Consider the following 17,255-nt stretch of genomic DNA (forward strand, 5'->3'; position numbering starts at 1 on the left):
TCCGGGCCGGCGACCCGGTGAACATCGGGTGTCGCCGGGCCCGGAACGGGGCCCTCGTGGAGTGGATCCGGCGGACTAGACCGCGAACTCGATCCCGGCGCCGGGGATGGCGGCGAGCAGCTCGCGGGTGTACTCCTGCTGCGGCGACTCGAACACGGTGTCGGTCGAGGCGTGCTCGACGATCCGGCCCTTCTGCATCACGCAGACGTCGTCGGCGATCACGCGGACCACGGCGAGGTCGTGCGTGATGAACAGGTAGGTGAGCCCGAGCTCGGCCTGCAGGTCGGCCAGGAGGCGGAGGATCTGCGCCTGGACGAGCACGTCCAGAGCCGAGACCGCCTCGTCGAGCACCACGATCTCGGGCTTCAGCGCGAGCGCGCGGGCGATCGCCACGCGCTGGCGCTGGCCGCCGGAGAGCTCGTTCGGGTAGCGGCTCGCGATGACCCGCGGGAGGGACACCTGGTCGAGCAGCTCGAGCACGCGCTCGCGCTGCGAGGTGCGGTCGCCGACCTTGTGCACCCGCAACGGCTCCGAGATGGTGTTGCCGATGTTGTGCAGCGGGTCGAGCGAGCCGTACGGGTCCTGGAACACCGGCTGCATCGAGCGCCGCAGCGCCAGCATCTCCTTGCCGCGGAGCTTCTCGGTGCGGCGGCCGTCGATCGAGATCGCGCCGGACGTCGCCGTCTCGAGACCGAGCACGAGGCGGGCGATCGTCGACTTGCCCGAGCCCGACTCCCCCACGAGCGCCGTGGTGGTGCCCTTGGGGATCGAGAACGACACGTCGTCGACCGCCGTGAAGTCCTCGGCCTTCAGCCCGCCGCGGCGGATCTTGAAGACCTTGGTGAGCCCGTCGAGCTCGATCATCGGCCGCGCGGTGGTGGTCGCCGCGCCGTGGTGGGCGCCGGCCGCGCCGACCAGGTCGACCTCGCGGACGGCCTCGGACTCGCCGGGCACCGCCTCGGTGGCCTTCCCGGCGGTGGACTGGATGCGGCGCGAGGCGAGGCTCGGCGCCGCGGCGATCAGGCGCTGCGTGTAGGGGTGCTGCGGGTTCTGCAGCACCTCCACCGAGGCGCCCGACTCCACGATCCGGCCCTTGTACATCACGATGAGCTTCTCGGCGCGCTCGGCGGCGAGGCCCAGGTCGTGCGTGATGAAGAGCAGCGCGGTGCCGTCGGTCCTCGTCAGGGTCTCGAGGTGGTCGAGGATGCGCCGCTGCACGGTCACGTCGAGCGCCGAGGTGGGCTCGTCCGCGATCAGCAGCTGCGGCGACGCGGCCAGGCCGATGCCGATCAGCACCCGCTGGCGCATGCCGCCGGAGAACTGGTGCGGGAACTGCTTGAGCCGCTTCTCGGCGTCCGCGAGCCCGGCGTTCTGCAGGACCTCGATCGCCTTGGCGCGGACCTCCTTGCGGCCGGAGGCGAGGCCGTTGGCCTTGATCGTCTCCTCGACCTGGAAGCCGACCGACCAGACCGGGTTGAGGTTGGACATCGGGTCCTGCGGCACGTAGCCGATCCGGCGGCCGCGGATGTCCTCGAGCTCGGTCCTGGTCGCCTTGGCCAGGTCCTTGCCGTCGAACAGGACGGAGCCGCCGGTGACCGTGCCGGTGCCGGGGAGCAGGCCGATGATCGCCGCGGCGGTCGTCGACTTGCCGGAGCCGGACTCGCCGACGATCGCGACGGTCTGGCCGTGCTCGATCGTCAGGCTGACGCCACGGAGTGCGGGGACCAGTCCGCTGCCGGTCTGGAAGCCGACCTCGAGGTCGGTGACCTGGAGCAGCGGCCCCTGCGGGGTGCTCGGTGTCGTGGACGTCATCGGAGGGCCCTCGCCTTCGGGTCGAGCGCGTCGCGGAGCGACTCGCCCAGGAGGATGAAGCTCAGCACCGTCACCGTCAGCGCGATCGACGGGTAGATCAGCGTCTGCGGGTTGGTGCGCAGGTCGCGCTGCGCCTGGCTGATGTCGTTGCCCCAGGACATCACCGAGCCGGGCAGGCCGACGCCGAGGAACGACAGCGTCGCCTCCGCGGTGATGGCCGCGCCGAGCGAGATGGTCGTGACGACGATGACGGGGGCGATCGAGTTCGGCAGCACGTGCCGGAAGAGGATCGCCATCTTGGACAGGCCCGTCGCGGTGGCGGCGCCGACGAAGTCGGACTGCTTGACGCGGAGGACCTCGGAGCGCAGAACGCGCGCCGTCGTGGGCCAGGCGAACGCTCCGATCGCCAGGGCGATGACGAAGACGTTCCGGTAGGCCGAGAAGACCGACATGATGACGACCGCGGCGAGGATGTAGGGGATCGAGAAGAAGATGTCGCCGAGGCGCATGATCACGGTGTCGACCCAGCCGCCGAAGAAGCCGGCCAGCGCGCCGCCGATGACGCCGGAGACGGTCGTGATGACGATCACGATCAGGCCGACGGTCAGCGACGTGGACGTGCCGTGGATGATGCGCGAGAAGACGTCGCAGCCCTGCTTGGTGTAGCCGAGCAGGCTGCCGCCACCCGGGCCCTGGTTGCTGAACGAGAGCGCGCACTGCCGCGGGTCCACCGAGGTGAACAGGCCGGGGAGCAGGGCGACCGCGATGATCACGACGATCATCACGCCGGAGATCCAGAACATCGGGCGCTTGCGCAGGTCGCGCCAGGCGTCGGTCCAGAGGTTGCTGGGCTTCTCGTCGAGGCTGACCGCGTCGACGGACGCGATCGGCGTCTCCTCGAGCGGGGCGACGAAGTGGTCGATGCGGCGGGCCTTCTGCGCGCCGCCGGAGAACTCATTTGGCATAGCGGATCCTCGGGTCGAGTACGGCGTAGAGCAGGTCGACGAGGATGTTCACCACGAGGTAGAACAGCACCATGACCGTGACGAAGGAGACGACGGTCGGTCGCTCCCCTCGGATGATCGCCTGGTAGAGCGTGTTCCCGACGCCGGGAACGTTGAAGATGCCCTCGGTCACGGTGGCACCGACGATCAGGAGGCCGAAGTCGGCTCCGAACTGCGTGGTGACCGGGATCAGCGAGTTGCGCAGGACGTGCACCGGGATGACGCGACGACGCGAGAGTCCCTTGCTGTACGCGGTGCGCACGAAGTCCGAGCCGGCGGTCTCGATGACCGAGCCGCGGGTCAGGCGGATCGCCGAGGCGACCACGAACAGCGCGAGCACGATCGCCGGGAGCAGGAGCCTCTGGAACGACGCGTCGGCACCGACCGTCGGAGGGAACCAGCCCAGCTGGATCGCGAAGAACGACTGCGCGATGAAGCAGAGCACGAAGATCGGCACCGAGACGAGCAGGAGGCTGACGACCAGGGCGCTCGCGTCGAAGAAGCTGCCCTTGCGCAGTCCGCTGATGAGGCCGATGGTCAGCGCCACGACGATCTCGATGATGATGGCCATCATCGCGAGGGTCAGGGTGACCGGGAAGGTGCGGGCGAGGATCTCGTTGACCGACTGGCCCGAGAACGAGATGCCGAAGTCGCCGCGGACGACGCCTCCCAGGTAGTACAGGTACTGGACGATGAACGGCTCGTTCAGGTGGTACTGCTCCTCGAGGCGGGCGAGGAGCGCGGGGCTCGGCGTCTTGTCGCCGAAGAGCGACAGGAGCGGGTTCCCCGGCATGGAGAAGACCATGAAGTAGATGAGGAACGTGGTGCCGATGAGCACGGGGACGGCTTGCAGGATGCGTCGGACGATGTAGGCGAGCATGTCAGCCCAGCCGGTTCCGGAGTCGCATGGATGGGGACCTCATTCGATTGTGACCGAAACAGGGCGCTCCGCCCGTGCCGTGACCTGGTGGCCGGCGGCACGGGCGAAGCGCCCCAGTGGTTCGAGCTTAGTTCTTGGTGATCTCGTAGTAGAGCGGCACCGAGTTCCAGCCGAACTCGACGTTCGACACGCCCTCGCCGTAGCCGCCGGTCACGTTCGCGTACCAGAGCGGCAGTGCCGGGAGGTCGGTGAGGAGGGTCTCCTGCGCCTGCTGGAACGTGGTGTTCGCAGCGTCGGTGTCGGCGTCGGAGAGACCCGAGGCGACGAGAGCGTCGAACTCGGGGTTCGTGTAGTCGCCGTCGTTCGACGAGGCGCCGGTCACGTAGAGCGGTCCGAGGAAGTTGTAGAGGCTCGGGTAGTCGGCCTGCCAACCGGTGCGGAACGCCGTCTCGATCGAGCGGTCGACGATCTTCGTGCGCGCCTCGGCGAAGGTCGGGTAGGCGTCGCCCTCGGCCTCGATGCCCAGCGTGTTCTTGATCGAGTTGGTCACCGCGTCGACCCAGCCCTGGTGGCCGCCGTCCGCGTTGTAGGCGATCTTGAAGGTGCCGTCCCAGGGGCTGATCGCGTCGGCCTGAGCCCACAGCGCCTTGGCCTCGTCGGGGTTGTACTCGAGCACGTCGGCGCCCTCGAGGGAGTCGCTGTAGCCGTCGATCACCGGGGAGGTGAAGTCGGAGGCGGGGGTGCGGGTGCCCTCGAAGATCACGTCGGTGATCTCCTTGCGGTCGAAGGCCATCGAGATGGCCTGACGGCGCAGCTGGCCCTCCTCACCGCCGAAGTGCGCGAGGCGCTCCGGGATGGTGAAGGACTGGAAGATCGCGGCGGGCTGGTTCACGGCGCGGTCGCCGAGGTCGCTCTCGAAGGTGCCGAAGGCGGAGTCCGGGATCTGGTCGACCACGTCGACGTTGCCGCCGAGGAGGTCGGCGTAGGACGCGTCCTGGGTGGCGTAGAAGACGATCTTCAGGCCGCCGTTCTGCGCCTCGCGGGGACCGGAGTAGTCCTCGTTCTTGACCAGGTCGATCTGGACGTCGTGCTGCCACGCGTCGTCGCCGGCCAGCTTGTACGGGCCGTTGCCGATCGGGTTCTCGCCGAACGCGGCCATGTCGTCGAACGCGACGGCGGGCAGCGGGTAGTACGCCGAGTAGCCGAGGCTGATCGGGAAGTCCGACTGCGGGGACTTGAGCGCCACGGTGAAGGTGGTGTCGTCCACGGCCTTGAGGCCGGTGAGCTCGCTGTCCTCGGTGTCGCTGTAGCCCTCGAAGTTCGCGAAGAACGACGAGCTGAGCTGGTTGTTCGAGAGCTTCGCGCCGTAGTTCCAGGCGTCGATGAAGGAGCTCGAGGTCACCGGGTCGCCGTTCGTGAACGTCAGGCCGTCCTTGATGGTGATGGTGTAGTTCTGCGCGTCGTCCGACTCGATCGACTCGGCGACGTCGTTGTTCGGCGCCCCCTCGGCGTCGTAGTAGACCAGGCCCGCGAAGATCTCGTCGAGGATCTTGCCGCCGCCCACCTCGTTGGTGTTGGTCGGGACCAGCGGGTTCTGCGGCTCCGAGCCGTTGGTGGAGATGATCGCGGCGGTGTCACCGCTCGCGTCTCCGCCGCCCGAGTCGTTCGAGCTGCTGCAGCCGGCCAGGACCAGCGTGCTCGCGGCGACGAGCGCCAGAGCTCCGAGGCCGTAACGTCTGATTTTCACAATTCCTCCAGTGGTGTGGGGGCGCGCGAGAAGTGGTTTCCCTGACGCGTGGAGTGCCGTGCGCGTGGCGACGACGTCGGCGCGCGAGACTGGTGGCCACCGCGCGAATGCCTCCGTCGAGACTATGTATCGACTGCCTATCGCCACAAAACGATGAGGAAACCGTTACACAGCGGTAACCAGGAGGTGGAATCCTTGCGCGAATTCGCACGAAACGTGCGTCTGCGCGTCGTTCCGCGCACACCAGCGAATCCGAGGAAGAGGCCCGCGTGTCCACCGCTCCCCCAGCGTCCGCACAGTCCCGGGGCCGGATCGGGGCGGAGATCCTCCTGGTCCTCGGGCTCTCCCTCGGGGCGTCGGCGGTCTACTCCGTCGTCTCGATCGCCAACAAGCTCACCCGCTCGGTCTCGCTCGGGCAGCAGTCGACGACGATCAACGGGGCGCTCAGCGACCGGCCGGCCTTCGACCTGATCTACCAGCTGCTCGCGCTGTTCTTCGACCTCGTGCCGGTGCTGCTCTGCGTCTTCCTCCTCTGGCAGGGCGGCCGGCGTCCGCTCGGGAGACTCGGGCTCGACCTGCGCCGGCCGCTTCCCGACCTCGGCACGGGAGTCGTGCTCGCGGTGGCGATCGGCGCACCCGGCATCGGTCTGTACGCGCTCGGGCGGGCGCTCGGGATCACGGTCGCGGTGGTCGCGTCGCCGCTGGACGCCTACTGGTGGACGGTGCCCGTGCTGGTGCTCTCCGCGATCCGGGCGGGGGTGCAGGAGGAGGTGATCATGATCGGCTACCTCTTCGCGCGCCTCGGCGACCTCGGCTGGGGGCGGTGGAGGATCCTGTTCGCGAGCGCCCTGCTCCGGGGCAGCTACCACCTGTACCAGGGCATCGGGCCGTTCATCGGCAACGTGATCATGGGTGTGGTCTTCGGGCTGTTCTACCAGCGCTTCGGGCGCACGCTGCCGCTGGTGATCGCGCACTCGATCATCGACATCGTGTCGTTCGTGGGCTACCCGCTGGCGGTCGCCCTCTGGCCGGAGCTGTTCGCGGCGCCGGCGCCGCAGCCGACGCCCTCCGTCACTCCGACGCCCTGACGCCCCTCGTCGTCCGGCGCCGGGCGGCCGATCCGTCACGAACGGTCGTGTCGAGAGAGCGGACACGACCGTCCGCGACGGATCGTCGGCGCGCGTCAGGCGCGGATCAGGCGAAGGCCTCGATCGGCGGGCAGGCGCAGACGAGGTTGCGGTCGCCGTAGGCCTGGTCGACGCGGCGGACCGGAGGCCAGTACTTGCCGCGCACCAGCGAGCGGACCGGGTAGACGGCCTCCTCGCGGCTGTACGGGTGCGACCACTCGGCGTCGACAAGGCACTCCGCGGTGTGCGGGGCGTTGCGCAACGGGTTGTCGTCCACCGGCCACTCCCCCGCGCCGACGCGGTCGGCCTCGGCTTTGATGCCGATCATCGCGTCGATGAAGCGGTCGATCTCGGCGAGGTCCTCGCTCTCGGTCGGCTCGACCATCAGAGTGCCCGCGACGGGGAAGCTCATCGTCGGCGCGTGGAAGCCGTAGTCGACGAGGCGCTTGGCGACGTCGTCCACGGTCACTCCGGTGGCCGCGGTGAGCGGGCGGATGTCGAGGATGCACTCGTGCGCGACGAGGCCGCTGCCGCCGGTGTAGAGCACCGGGAAATGCTCGCGGAGGCGGGCGGCGACGTAGTTGGCCGAGAGGACCGCCGCGCCGGTGGCGGCGCGCAGTCCCTCCTCGCCCATCATCCGGGCGTAGGCCCAGGAGATCGGCAGGATGCCGGGGCTGCCGTACGGGGCCGCCGAGACGGGAGCACCGCCGTGGACGACGGTCTCGCCGTGCTGGCCGACGGAGTGCTCGAGCCGCTGCGCGAGCGGGTGGCCCGGCAGGAACGGCGCGAGGTGCGCCTTCGCGGCGACGGGGCCGACGCCGGGGCCGCCGCCGCCGTGCGGGATGCAGAACGTCTTGTGCAGGTTGAGGTGCGAGACGTCGCCGCCGAAGTCGCCGAAGCGGGCGAAGCCGAGCAGCGCGTTGAGGTTCGCGCCGTCGACGTAGACCTGGCCGCCGGCCTCGTGCACGAGCCGGCAGATCTCGGCGACCTCGTGCTCGTAGACGCCGTGGGTGGACGGGTAGGTGATCATCAGGGCGGCGAGGCCCTCGGCGTGCTCGGCGATCTTCGCGCGGAGGTCGTCGAGGTCGACGTTGCCGAGCTCGTCGCAGGCGACGACCACGACGCGCATGCCGGCGAGGACCGCGCTGGCCGCGTTCGTCCCGTGGGCGCTCGAAGGGATGAGGCAGACGGTGCGCGCCTCGTCGCCGCGCGAGCGGTGGTAGCCGCGGATCGCGAGGAGCCCGGCGAGCTCGCCCTGCGAGCCGGCGTTCGGCTGCAGGGAGACGGAGTCGTAGCCGGTGAGGTGCGCGAGCCAGCGCTCGAGCTGGTCGACCAGGGCGAGCGAGCCCTCGACGTCGGCCTCGGGCGCGAAGGGGTGCAGGCCGGCGAACTCGGGCCAGCTGACCGCCTCCATCTCAGCGGCAGCGTTGAGCTTCATCGTGCAGGAGCCCAGGGGGATCATGCCGCGGTCCAGCGCGTAGTCGGCGTCGGCGAGGCGCTTGAGGTAGCGCATCATCGAGGTCTCGCTGCGGTGCGTGTTGAAGACGGGGTGCACCAGGAACGGAGTGGTCCGCTCCAGCGCGCCGGGGATGCTGCGCGCGGCGCCGGCGAGGACGCCGTGCCGGGCGTCGAGGTCGCCGATCGCGACGGCGACCGCCACGACCTCCTCCGGGGTCACCGTCTCGTCGAGGGCGACCGCGACGGTGTCCGCGTCGACGAGGCGCAGGTCGAAGCCGGCCTTGCGGGCGCGGGCGACGGCCGCCTCCGCACCCTGCGGGACGACGACCGCGACGGTGTCGAAGAAGTCGGCGTGCCGGAGCGCGTGTCCGCGGTCGAGCAGGAGCCGCGCCAGCAGCGCGGCACGGGAGTGCACCTGCTCGGCGATCCGGGCGAGGCCGTCCGGACCGTGGTAGACCGCGTACATCGCGGCCATCACGGCGAGGAGGACCTGCGCGGTGCAGATGTTCGAGGTCGCCTTCTCGCGGCGGATGTGCTGCTCGCGCGCCTGCAGCGAGAGCCGGTAGGCGGGGTTGCCGGCCGCGTCCTGGCTGACGCCGACGAGGCGTCCGGGGAGCTGGCGCTCGAGGCCCTTGCGGACGGCGAGGTAGCCGGCGTGCGGCCCGCCGAAGCCCATCGGGACGCCGAAGCGCTGGGTGGTGCCCACGGCGACGTCGGCACCGAGCTCGCCCGGCGAGCGGACGAGAGTGAGTGCGAGGAGGTCGGCCGCCACGATCGCGAGACCGCCGTGCGCCTTGACCGCGCCGAGGACGGCGGACGGGTCCCAGAGGTGACCGGAGGCACCCGGGTACTGGACGAGGGCGCCGAAGGACTCGGGCACGTCGTCCGCGTCGGTGCGCGAGAGCGGCAGCTCGACGATGCGGATGCCCACCGCCTCCGCCCGGCCGCGCAGCAGCGCGAGGGTCTGCGGCAGCGCGTCGGAGTCGACGACGAAGACGTCGGTCTTCGCCTTCGAGGCGCGGCGGGCGAGCAGCATCGCCTCGACGACGGCGGTGCCCTCGTCGAGCATCGAGGCGCCGGCGGTGTCGAGACCGGTGAGGTCGGCGACCATCGTCTGGAAGTTGATCAGCGCCTCGAGCCGGCCCTGGGAGATCTCGGGCTGGTACGGCGTGTAGGCCGTGTACCAGCTCGGGTTCTCGAGGACGTTGCGCTTGATCACGGCCGGGGTGAGCGTGCCGTGGTAGCCGAGGCCGATCAGCGGGCGGCGGAGGGTGTTGCGCGCAGCGAGGGCGCGCAGCTCGGCCAGCGCCTCGGCCTCGGTGGCCGGCGCGGGGAGGACGGGCGCGAGGTCGCGGACGTGGATCGACTCGGGGACGGCGGCCTCGACCAGCGCGTCGACGGAGTCGTAGCCGAGGGCGGCGAGCATGGTGCGCTGGGCGTCGGCGTCGGTCCCGATGTGGCGGGACTCGAACTCTCCGGGGGTGCGGGCCGCCATCTACTCGCCCACCAGCTCGTCGTAGGCGGCGGCGTCGAGCAGGCCGTCCGGCAGCGCGTCGAAGCGCACCTTGATCAGCCAGCCGTCGCCGAAGGGGTCGGCGTTGACCAGCTCGGGGCTGTCGACGACCGCGGCGTTGGTCTCGAGGACCTCGCCGTCGACAGGTGCGAACAGCTCGCCGACCGACTTGGTCGACTCGATCTCGCCGACGACGGAGCCGCCCTCGACCCGCGTGCCCGCCTCGGGCAGCTCGACGAAGACGACGTCGCCGAGCTTGTCGGCGGCGTAGGCGGTGATGCCGACGGTCGCGGTCTCGCCCTCGACCAGGATCCACTCGTGGTCGGAGGTGTACTGGAGCTCGGTGGGAACGGCCATGGTCAGTTCTTCTTTCTGGAGTAGAAGGGGAGCTCGGTGACGGTCATCGGGAGCCGGCTGCCGCGGATGTCGACGGAGACGACGCTGCCGGGCTGCGCGGAGGCCGGCGCGACGTAGGCCATCGCGATCGGCACGCCGAGGGTGGGCGAGAGGACGCCGCTCGTGACGACGCCGATGACGTCGTCGTCGGGGCCGTGAACGCTGTACTCGGCGCGGGCGGCGCGGCGGCCCTCGCCGATCAGGCCGACCAGCACGGGGGCGTCGCCGGAGGGGCCCTCCTCGCTGGCCGCGCGGCCGACGAAGTCGATCGGCTTGCCGAGGGCGACGACGCGGCCGAGGCCGGCTTGCGCGGGGAAGACGTCGCGGGAGAGCTCGTGGCCGTAGAGCGGCATGCCCGCCTCGAGGCGGAGGGTGTCGCGCGCGGCGAGCCCGGCGGGGACGAGGCCCGCGCCGGCGCCGGTCTCGGCGAGCGCCTCCCAGAGCTCCGGGGCGGTGTCGGGGGCGACGTAGATCTCGAAGCCGTCCTCGCCGGTGTAGCCGGTGCGGGCGATCAGGATCGGGTGCGCCTCGAAGGTGGCGGGGACGGCGCGGTAGTAGCGCAGCTCCTCGAGCAGGCGGGCGGCGTCGTCGGTGTCGAGCACCGACTCCTCGCCGCGGTCGACCTCGATCGCGAGGCCCTGCACGTTCTGCAGGATCTCCAGCGAGCGCGGGCCCTGGATCGCGATCAGGGCGACATCGTCGCTCTCGTCGTAGAGCTCGCACTCGAACATCGCGGTGCGGTCGCGCAGCTGCTCGGCGACCACGTGACGGTTGGCCGCGTTCGCGACGACCATGAAGCGGTCCTCGCCGGTGCGGTAGACGACGAGGTCGTCGATCACGCCGCCGGTGCGGTCGAGCAGGAGGGTGTACTTCGCCCGGCCGACGGCGACGGCGGAGAGGTCGCTCGCGAGCGCGTAATCGAGGGCGTCCACCGCCTCGGGTCCGACGACGAGGATCTCGCCCATGTGGGAGAGGTCGAAGAGGCCCGCCGCGGTGCGGACCGCGTGGTGCTCGGCGAGGTCGCCGGAATAGCGGACGGGCATCCACCAGCCGGCGAAGTCGGTGAAGGAGGCGCCGGCGGCCATGTGCACGTCGTGCAGCGGCGAGCGGCGGGGCTCGGTGCTCGGCGCGGTGGCGTCGGGCGAGTCGATCTCGATGCCGCCGGTCTCGGGGGCGCCGGACTCGACAGGGGCCGTCTGAGCGGAGATGCCTTCGACAGTGTTCTCGTCGGCAGAGTTTTCTTCGGACATGTGGGAGTTCTCCATTTCGTCGCAGTGCTGCGCACGCGCCCGCACAGGTCGGTGATGCGTGGCACAGCAGTGCCGTGGGAACTCCCCCTCTGTCGTGGTGCCTGAGAGATTCACGCCGCCCCTCGCGGGGCGATCGCTTTCACCATCGGCGGATCCTCTGCGGATCGCTTTCCAGAGTGGCCAGTTCGACGCGGTACAAGACCTGAGAGATTGGCGGGGAGGCTTGCTCCTTCGGTGCCGACCGGAGTCGGCTCTCCCGCGTCGCGTATGCGGCCCGGTATTCGGTTGTCCGCTCACCCTAGCGGGCGGGCGCGCGCGCTGTCCCTCCCCCTCGCGATATGCCACTTGTGCACGCTTTCCTCGGCGTGTCGCGTGCACAAGTGGCATCTCGAGGCGGGGAGGAGGACGGGTGCCGGGGTGGTGTTCGGGTCGGGGTGACACTAAGCTTCAGGGAGTCGTTAGGGTCAGGGTGACCTTTAGGGAGGGGCTCGTGGAGGCAGCAGTGCCGCAGCTCGCGGTGTCGACCGTGATCTTCGCGCTGCGCCCGCACCCGGAGACCGGGGCCGCCGCCGTCTGGATCCCCGTCGTCCGCCGGCTGCGCGATCCCTACCGGGGGCTCTGGGCGCTGCCCGGCGGTCCGCTCCGGCCCGACGAGGACCTCGCCGAGGCGGCGCGCCGCACCCTCCGCGAGACGACGGGCCTCGCTCCGCGCTACCTCGAGCAGCTGTACGCCGTCGGCGGCACCGAGCGCTCCCGCGGCGAGCGCCGCGTGGTCTCGATCGTCTACTGGGCCCTGGTGCGCACCTCCGAGGCCGACGCAGCGATCGTGGACGAGAACGTCGCCTGGCTCTGCACCGATCTGCTGCCCGAGCTGGCCTTCGATCACAGGCTGATCGTCGACTACGCCCTCTGGCGCCTGCGCAACAAGATGGAGTACTCCCGGATCGCGCAGGCCTTCCTCGGCGAGACCTTCACGCTCGCCCAGCTGCGCGAGGTGCACGAGGCCGTCCTGCAGAAGCCCCTCGACCCGGCGAACTTCCGCCGGACGATCGAGGCCTCCAAGACCGTGGTGCCGACCGAGCAGCGGCTGACGGGCACCCGTCACCGCCCGCCCCGGCTGTACCGCTACGACGGGTCCGTGGCACTCGTCGACAACGGGCCCCTGCCGGTCTAGCACCGGCCGCCGCCCGCACCAGGCCGCCGCCGGCCCCGCACCGGCCGCCGCCGCCGTCCGAACCGCACCATCGAGGAGACACCGTGACATCGGTCGACAGCACCATCCAGCTCATCGAGCGGGGAGCCGCCCCCGGCGCGACCTGCGCACCCGAGCTCGCCGACGCGCCCTGGTCGTTCGACCTCGGCCTCCCGGCCTACGGCCCCGGCGCCTCGCAGGCGGACCCGATCCCCGCGGCGTCGCCCGTGCAGGGCCGGCTGCCGGACGAGTACACCGCGGCGAGCGCCGACGAGCTGCACCGCCGCATCCTCGCGGCGAAGGAGACGCTGGGCGAGCGGGTCGTCGTGCTCGGTCACTTCTACCAGCGCGACGAGGTGGTGCAGTACGCGGACTTCGTCGGCGACTCCTTCCAGCTCGCGAAGGCGGTGGCGAACCGGCCCGACGCCGAGGCGATCGTCTTCTGCGGCGTGCACTTCATGGCCGAGACGGCGGACATCCTCTCCCGGCCGGACCAGGCGGTCATCCTGCCGAACCTCGCCGCGGGCTGCTCGATGGCGGACATGGCCGACATCGACTCGGTCGAGGACGCGTGGGCCGAGCTGACCGAGCTCTACGGCACCGAGCCGGACGCCGACGGCCGGGTGCCGCTGATCCCGGTGACCTACATGAACTCCTCCGCGGCGCTGAAGGCCTTCTGCGGACGGAACGGCGGCGTGGTCTGCACCTCGTCGAACGCGACCACCGTGCTCGAGGACGCGTTCGCTCGCGGGCAGCGGGTCCTCTTCTTCCCGGACCAGCACCTCGGCCGCAACACCGCGAAGGCGATGGGCGTGCCGCTCGAGCGGATGCCGATGTGGAACCCGCGGAAGCCGGGCGGCGGCTCGGACGAGGCGACGCTGCTCGACGCGCAGGTCATCCTCTGGCACGGCTTCTGCTCGGTGCACAAGCGCTTCACCGTCGCGCAGATCGAGCGCGCGCGGCTCCAGCACCCGGACGTCCGCGTGATCGTGCACCCGGAGTGCCCGATGGCGGTCGTCGACGCGGCGGACGAGTACGGCTCGACCGACTACATCGTCAAGGCGATCCAGGCCGCGCCGGCGGGCAGCACCTTCGCGATCGGCACCGAGATCAACCTGGTGCAGCGCCTCGCAGTGCAGTACCCGCAGCACACCATCTTCTGCCTCGACGACGTGGTCTGCCCGTGCTCGACGATGTACCGCATCCACCCGGGGTACATCGCCTGGGTGCTGGAGGGGCTCGTCGCGGGGACGGTGCACAACCGGATCTCGGTCGACGAGTCGGTTCAGGACCAGGCGCGCGTGGCGCTCGAGCGGATGCTCGCCGCGGTGCCGCCGGCCGGTCCGGTGACTCCTGCTCCCGCTCCTGCTCCCGTGGCAGGGGTCTGACATGGCCCGCGTCGTCGTGGTCGGCAGCGGGATCGCCGGCCTGGTCGTCGCCCTGCTGGCCTCGCGCCGGCACGAGGTCGTCCTCGTCACCAAGGGCGCGCTCGCGGAGTCGAGCACCCGCGCCGCGCAGGGCGGGATCGCCGCCGTCACGGCGGCGGGAGACTCCGTCGCGCTGCACGTCGAGGACACCCTGACCGCGGGCGCCGGGCTCTGCTCGCGCTCGGCCGTCGAGGTGCTCTGCGCCGAGGGGCCGGCGGCGGTCGCTGCGCTGCAGGCGTGGGGCGTCGGCTTCGACCGCGACGGCGACGACCTCGCCCGCGGGCTGGAGGGAGCGCACTCGCGGCCGCGGATCCTGCACGCCGGCGGCGACGCGACCGGCTCCGCAATCGAGGAGGCGCTCGTCGCCGCGGTGCGCGCCGCCGCCGTCACGGTGCTCGAGGAGACGGTGCTGGTCGACCTGGTGCGCCCGGGCGCCGCCGTGACCGGTGTCGACGTGCTGCGGGACGGACGGGTCGAGCGGATCGACGCCGACGCGGTCGTCCTCGCGACCGGCGGCGCCGGGCAGCTCTACCGGCACACCACCAATCCCGCGGTCGCGACCGGCGACGGGCTCGCCGCGGCGCTCCGGGCCGGTGCCCAGACGGCCGACCTCGAGTTCTACCAGTTCCACCCCACCTGGCTCGCGCTGGCCGGCGGGTTCCTGGTCTCGGAGGCGGTCCGCGGCGAGGGCGCGGTGCTGCGCGACGCCGCGGGTGAGCGCTTCCTGGTCGGGGTGCACCCGGACGCCGAGCTGGCGCCCCGCGACGTGGTCGCCCGTGCGATCGCCGACCGGATGCTGCTCCAGGGCGGACTGCCGGTGCACCTCGACGCGCGGGCGATCCCCGCGGACGTGCTCGCGCACCGCTTCCCCACCATCTCCGCCGCCTGCCGCGCGGGCGGGCTCTCGCTCGCCGACGACCTCATCCCCGTGACGCCGGCCGCGCACTACTGGATGGGCGGGATCGCCACCGACCTCGACGGGCGGAGCAGCCTCCCTGGGCTCTTCGCCGTCGGCGAGGTCGCCTGCACCGGCGTGCACGGCGCGAATCGGCTGGCGTCGAACAGCCTGCTCGAGGGCGTGGTGTTCGCGCGGCGGGTCGCGGCGGCGCTCGACGGACCGCCTGCGGAGCCCTCGTCCGAGGCGCCGGAGCTCTCCGCCCTCGTGCCGCTCGCGCTCGACCGCGCGCAGCTGCAGGAGACGCTCTGGACCGGCGCGGGACTCTCGCGCGACGCCGCGGGCCTCGAGACGGCACGGACCTCTCTCGCCGCCGCCGGCTCCCCCGCGCCGCTGTCGAGAGCGACGCTGGAGGACGCGAACCTCCGCGCCTGCGGTCTCGCCCTGATCGACGCCGCCCTGGCCCGCGCCGAGTCGCGCGGCGCCCACCACCGCACCGACCACCCCCACCCCTCGGCGAGCGCCTACCGCGTCGCCGGTACGAGAAAGGTCGCCGTCCCGTGCTGACCCGTCAGAGCATCGAGCGCATCGTCACCCTGGCCCTGGAGGAGGACGCCCCCTGGGGCGACCTCACCTCCGACACCCTCCTGCCCGCCGACGCGACGGCCTCCGCGGCCCTCGTCGCCCGCGAGCCCGGCGTCTTCAGCGGCGGCGCGGTGCTGCTCGGCACGTTCCTGCAGGCCGACTCGCGGATCCGCGTGCAGGACGTCGCCGCGGACGGGACGGTCTTCGCGGCCGGCGACGTCCTCGCGCGGATCGACGGCCCCGCCGGCGGGGTGCTGCGCGGCGAGCGCGTGGCGCTCAACCTCGTGCAGCGGATGAGCGGCATCGCGACGCTGACCGCGCGCTACGTCGAGGCCGTGGCGGGCACGCGCGCGCGCATCGTCGACACCCGGAAGACCACGCCGGGACTGCGCGCCCTCGAGCGGCACGCGGTGCGCAGCGGCGGCGGGCACAACCACCGCTTCTCGCTCTCGGACGCGATCCTCGCGAAGGACAACCACCTCGCGATCCTCGCTCAGCGCGGACTCGACCTGACGGAGGCGCTGCTCGCCGCGCGCGCGGCCGTCTCGCACACGACGCACATCGAGGTCGAGGTCGACCGGCTGGAGCAGATCGGCGCGGCCCTCGCCGGCGGCGCCGACACGATCATGCTCGACAACTTCACGCCCGAGCAGCTGGCGCAGGGCGTCGCGCTGATCGGCGGCCGGGCCGTTGTCGAGGCCAGCGGCGGGGTGAACCTCGACACGGTCCGCGCGATCGCCGAGGCCGGCGTCGACGTGATCTCCGTCGGAGCGCTCACGCACAGCGTCCGCTCGCTCGACCTCGGCCTCGACATCGCGATCGAGGCTCAGGCCGCGTGATCTACCTCGACCACGCGGCGACCTCGCCCGTGCGCCGCGAGGTGCTCGAGGCGATGTGGCCGTTCCTGACCGGTGAGTACGGCAACCCGTCGAGCAGTCATGCGCTGGGCGCGTCGGCGGCGCGCGCGCTGGAGGAGGCGCGGCGGCACGTGGCGCGCTTCCTCGGCGGGCGCGGCTCGGAGGTCCTCTTCACCTCGGGCGGGACGGAGTCGATCAACACGGCGGTCAAGGGCATCGCGCTCGGCGGTCTCGCCGCGGGACGCGGCCGGCACGTCGTGATCTCGGCGATCGAGCACGAGGCGACGGTGGAGTCCGCCGACCATCTGCGGCGGCTGCACGGCTTCGAGGTGTCGGTCGCGCCGGTGGACGGCGAGGGGCGGCTCGATCCGGTGGCGCTCGCCGCGCTGCTGCGGCCGGACACGGCGCTGGTCTCGGTGCTGGCGGCGAGCAACGAGATCGGCACGCTGCAGGACGTGCCGGCGATCGCGGCGCTCTGCCGGCCGCACCGGATCCCGCTGCACGTGGACGCGGTGCAGGCGGCGGGGTGGATCGACCTGGTCGGACTCGGCGCGGACGCGGTGTCGATCTCGGGGCACAAGCTCGGGGCGCCGAAGGGCGTGGGGGCACTGCTGCTGCGCAGTCGCGTGCCGTTCGAGCCGCTCGTGCACGGCGGCGGTCAGGAGCGGGCGCGGCGCTCGGGGACCGAGAACGTGGCGTTCGCGGTGGCACTCGGGGCGGCGGTGCAGCTCGTGGATCCCGCGCGGGGCGCCCGCGTCTCGGCGGTGCGCGACACGTTCGCGGCGCGGGTGGCGGCGGAGGTGCCGCGGGCCGTGCCGCTCGGGGCGGCGGAGCACCGGCTCCCCTCGATCGCGTCGTTCGTCGTGCCGGGACGCAGCGGCGAGTCGATCCTGCTCGCCCTGGAGGAGCGCGGCGTCGTGGTGTCCAGCGGCTCGGCCTGCGCGGCCGGCCGCGACGAGCCGTCGCCGACGCTCCTGGCGCTCGGCCTCGAGCCGGCCGTCGCCCAGACGGCGGTGCGGTTCAGCTTCGGCGCGGAGTCGACGCCCGCGGACGCGGACGCGGCGGCGGACGCGTTCGCGGCGGTGCTCAAAGGTTAGCTCGAGCCGTGCCGA

The 17,255-nt window shown here is 71.8% G+C and carries 13 protein-coding genes and 1 riboswitch; of the genes, 6 read left to right on the forward strand and 7 right to left on the reverse strand.

The annotated features are described in order from the left end of the window. Positions 1-75: 75 nt before the first annotated feature. The 4 genes from MT353_RS01470 to MT353_RS01485 form a co-directional block, all read right to left on the reverse strand. Positions 76-1,812 carry an ABC transporter ATP-binding protein gene (locus MT353_RS01470; RefSeq protein ID WP_123445447.1) on the reverse strand — a complete coding sequence of 579 codons (1,737 nt, stop codon included), beginning with the start codon at positions 1,810-1,812 and terminating at the stop codon, positions 76-78. Beyond that, positions 1,809-2,777, reverse strand: a complete 969-nt coding sequence (locus MT353_RS01475; protein WP_123445446.1) for an ABC transporter permease — start codon at positions 2,775-2,777, stop codon at positions 1,809-1,811. Before MT353_RS01475 ends, MT353_RS01470 begins: the two co-directional genes overlap by 4 nt. After that, complete coding sequence (locus MT353_RS01480) at positions 2,767-3,696, reverse strand: ABC transporter permease (RefSeq protein ID WP_123445445.1); 930 nt, start codon at positions 3,694-3,696, stop codon at positions 2,767-2,769. The genes MT353_RS01475 and MT353_RS01480 overlap by 11 nt, the downstream gene beginning before the upstream one ends. Before the next feature lie 127 nt (positions 3,697-3,823). Further along, on the reverse strand, positions 3,824-5,443 hold the full coding sequence (locus MT353_RS01485; protein ID WP_123735315.1) for an ABC transporter substrate-binding protein: 1,620 nt from the start codon (positions 5,441-5,443) through the stop codon (positions 3,824-3,826). A gap of 269 nt (positions 5,444-5,712) precedes the next feature. On the opposite strand from MT353_RS01485, the gene MT353_RS01490 reads away from it, so the two are divergent. Continuing rightward, positions 5,713-6,531 (forward strand): CPBP family intramembrane glutamic endopeptidase, encoded by an 819-nt coding sequence (locus MT353_RS01490; RefSeq protein WP_243615432.1) that lies wholly within the window; start codon positions 5,713-5,715, stop codon positions 6,529-6,531. 106 nt (positions 6,532-6,637) lie between these two features. Here the strand turns inward: MT353_RS01490 and gcvP are convergent, their stop codons facing one another. From gcvP to gcvT, 3 genes are read right to left on the reverse strand one after another with little or no spacing between them, the layout of a single operon-like run. Beyond that, on the reverse strand, positions 6,638-9,523 hold the full coding sequence (gcvP, locus tag MT353_RS01495; RefSeq protein ID WP_243623444.1) for an aminomethyl-transferring glycine dehydrogenase: 2,886 nt from the start codon (positions 9,521-9,523) through the stop codon (positions 6,638-6,640). Further along, on the reverse strand, positions 9,524-9,898 hold the full coding sequence (gene gcvH / locus MT353_RS01500) for a glycine cleavage system protein GcvH (RefSeq protein WP_243598919.1): 375 nt from the start codon (positions 9,896-9,898) through the stop codon (positions 9,524-9,526). Positions 9,899-9,900: 2 nt separating this feature from the next. Further along, the gene (gcvT, locus tag MT353_RS01505; protein WP_243615634.1) at positions 9,901-11,022 is read right to left on the reverse strand and encodes a glycine cleavage system aminomethyltransferase GcvT; all 1,122 of its coding nucleotides are present in this window, start codon (positions 11,020-11,022) and stop codon (positions 9,901-9,903) included. A gap of 346 nt (positions 11,023-11,368) precedes the next feature. After that, positions 11,369-11,456, reverse strand: a riboswitch (glycine riboswitch). A 221-nt stretch (positions 11,457-11,677) separates the two neighbouring features. On the opposite strand from gcvT, the gene MT353_RS01510 reads away from it, so the two are divergent. From MT353_RS01510 to MT353_RS01530, 5 genes are all read left to right on the forward strand, one after another. Beyond that, positions 11,678-12,361: an NUDIX domain-containing protein gene (locus MT353_RS01510; RefSeq protein ID WP_243623445.1), complete on the forward strand. Its 684-nt coding sequence runs from the start codon at positions 11,678-11,680 to the stop codon at positions 12,359-12,361. An 83-nt stretch (positions 12,362-12,444) separates the two neighbouring features. Further along, positions 12,445-13,767: a quinolinate synthase NadA gene (gene nadA, locus MT353_RS01515; protein ID WP_243615429.1), complete on the forward strand. Its 1,323-nt coding sequence runs from the start codon at positions 12,445-12,447 to the stop codon at positions 13,765-13,767. Position 13,768: 1 nt separating this feature from the next. After that, positions 13,769-15,268 (forward strand): L-aspartate oxidase, encoded by a 1,500-nt coding sequence (gene nadB, locus MT353_RS01520; protein WP_243598916.1) that lies wholly within the window; start codon positions 13,769-13,771, stop codon positions 15,266-15,268. After that, complete coding sequence (gene nadC, locus MT353_RS01525) at positions 15,262-16,125, forward strand: carboxylating nicotinate-nucleotide diphosphorylase (RefSeq protein ID WP_243615428.1); 864 nt, start codon at positions 15,262-15,264, stop codon at positions 16,123-16,125. Before nadB ends, nadC begins: the two co-directional genes overlap by 7 nt. Beyond that, complete coding sequence (locus MT353_RS01530; protein ID WP_243615427.1) at positions 16,122-17,240, forward strand: cysteine desulfurase family protein; 1,119 nt, start codon at positions 16,122-16,124, stop codon at positions 17,238-17,240. Before nadC ends, MT353_RS01530 begins: the two co-directional genes overlap by 4 nt. Positions 17,241-17,255 lie beyond the last annotated feature (15 nt).

The sequence above is a fragment of the Rathayibacter sp. VKM Ac-2927 genome (assembly GCF_022815525.1).
In the GTDB taxonomy this organism is placed as follows: domain Bacteria; phylum Actinomycetota; class Actinomycetes; order Actinomycetales; family Microbacteriaceae; genus Rathayibacter; species Rathayibacter festucae.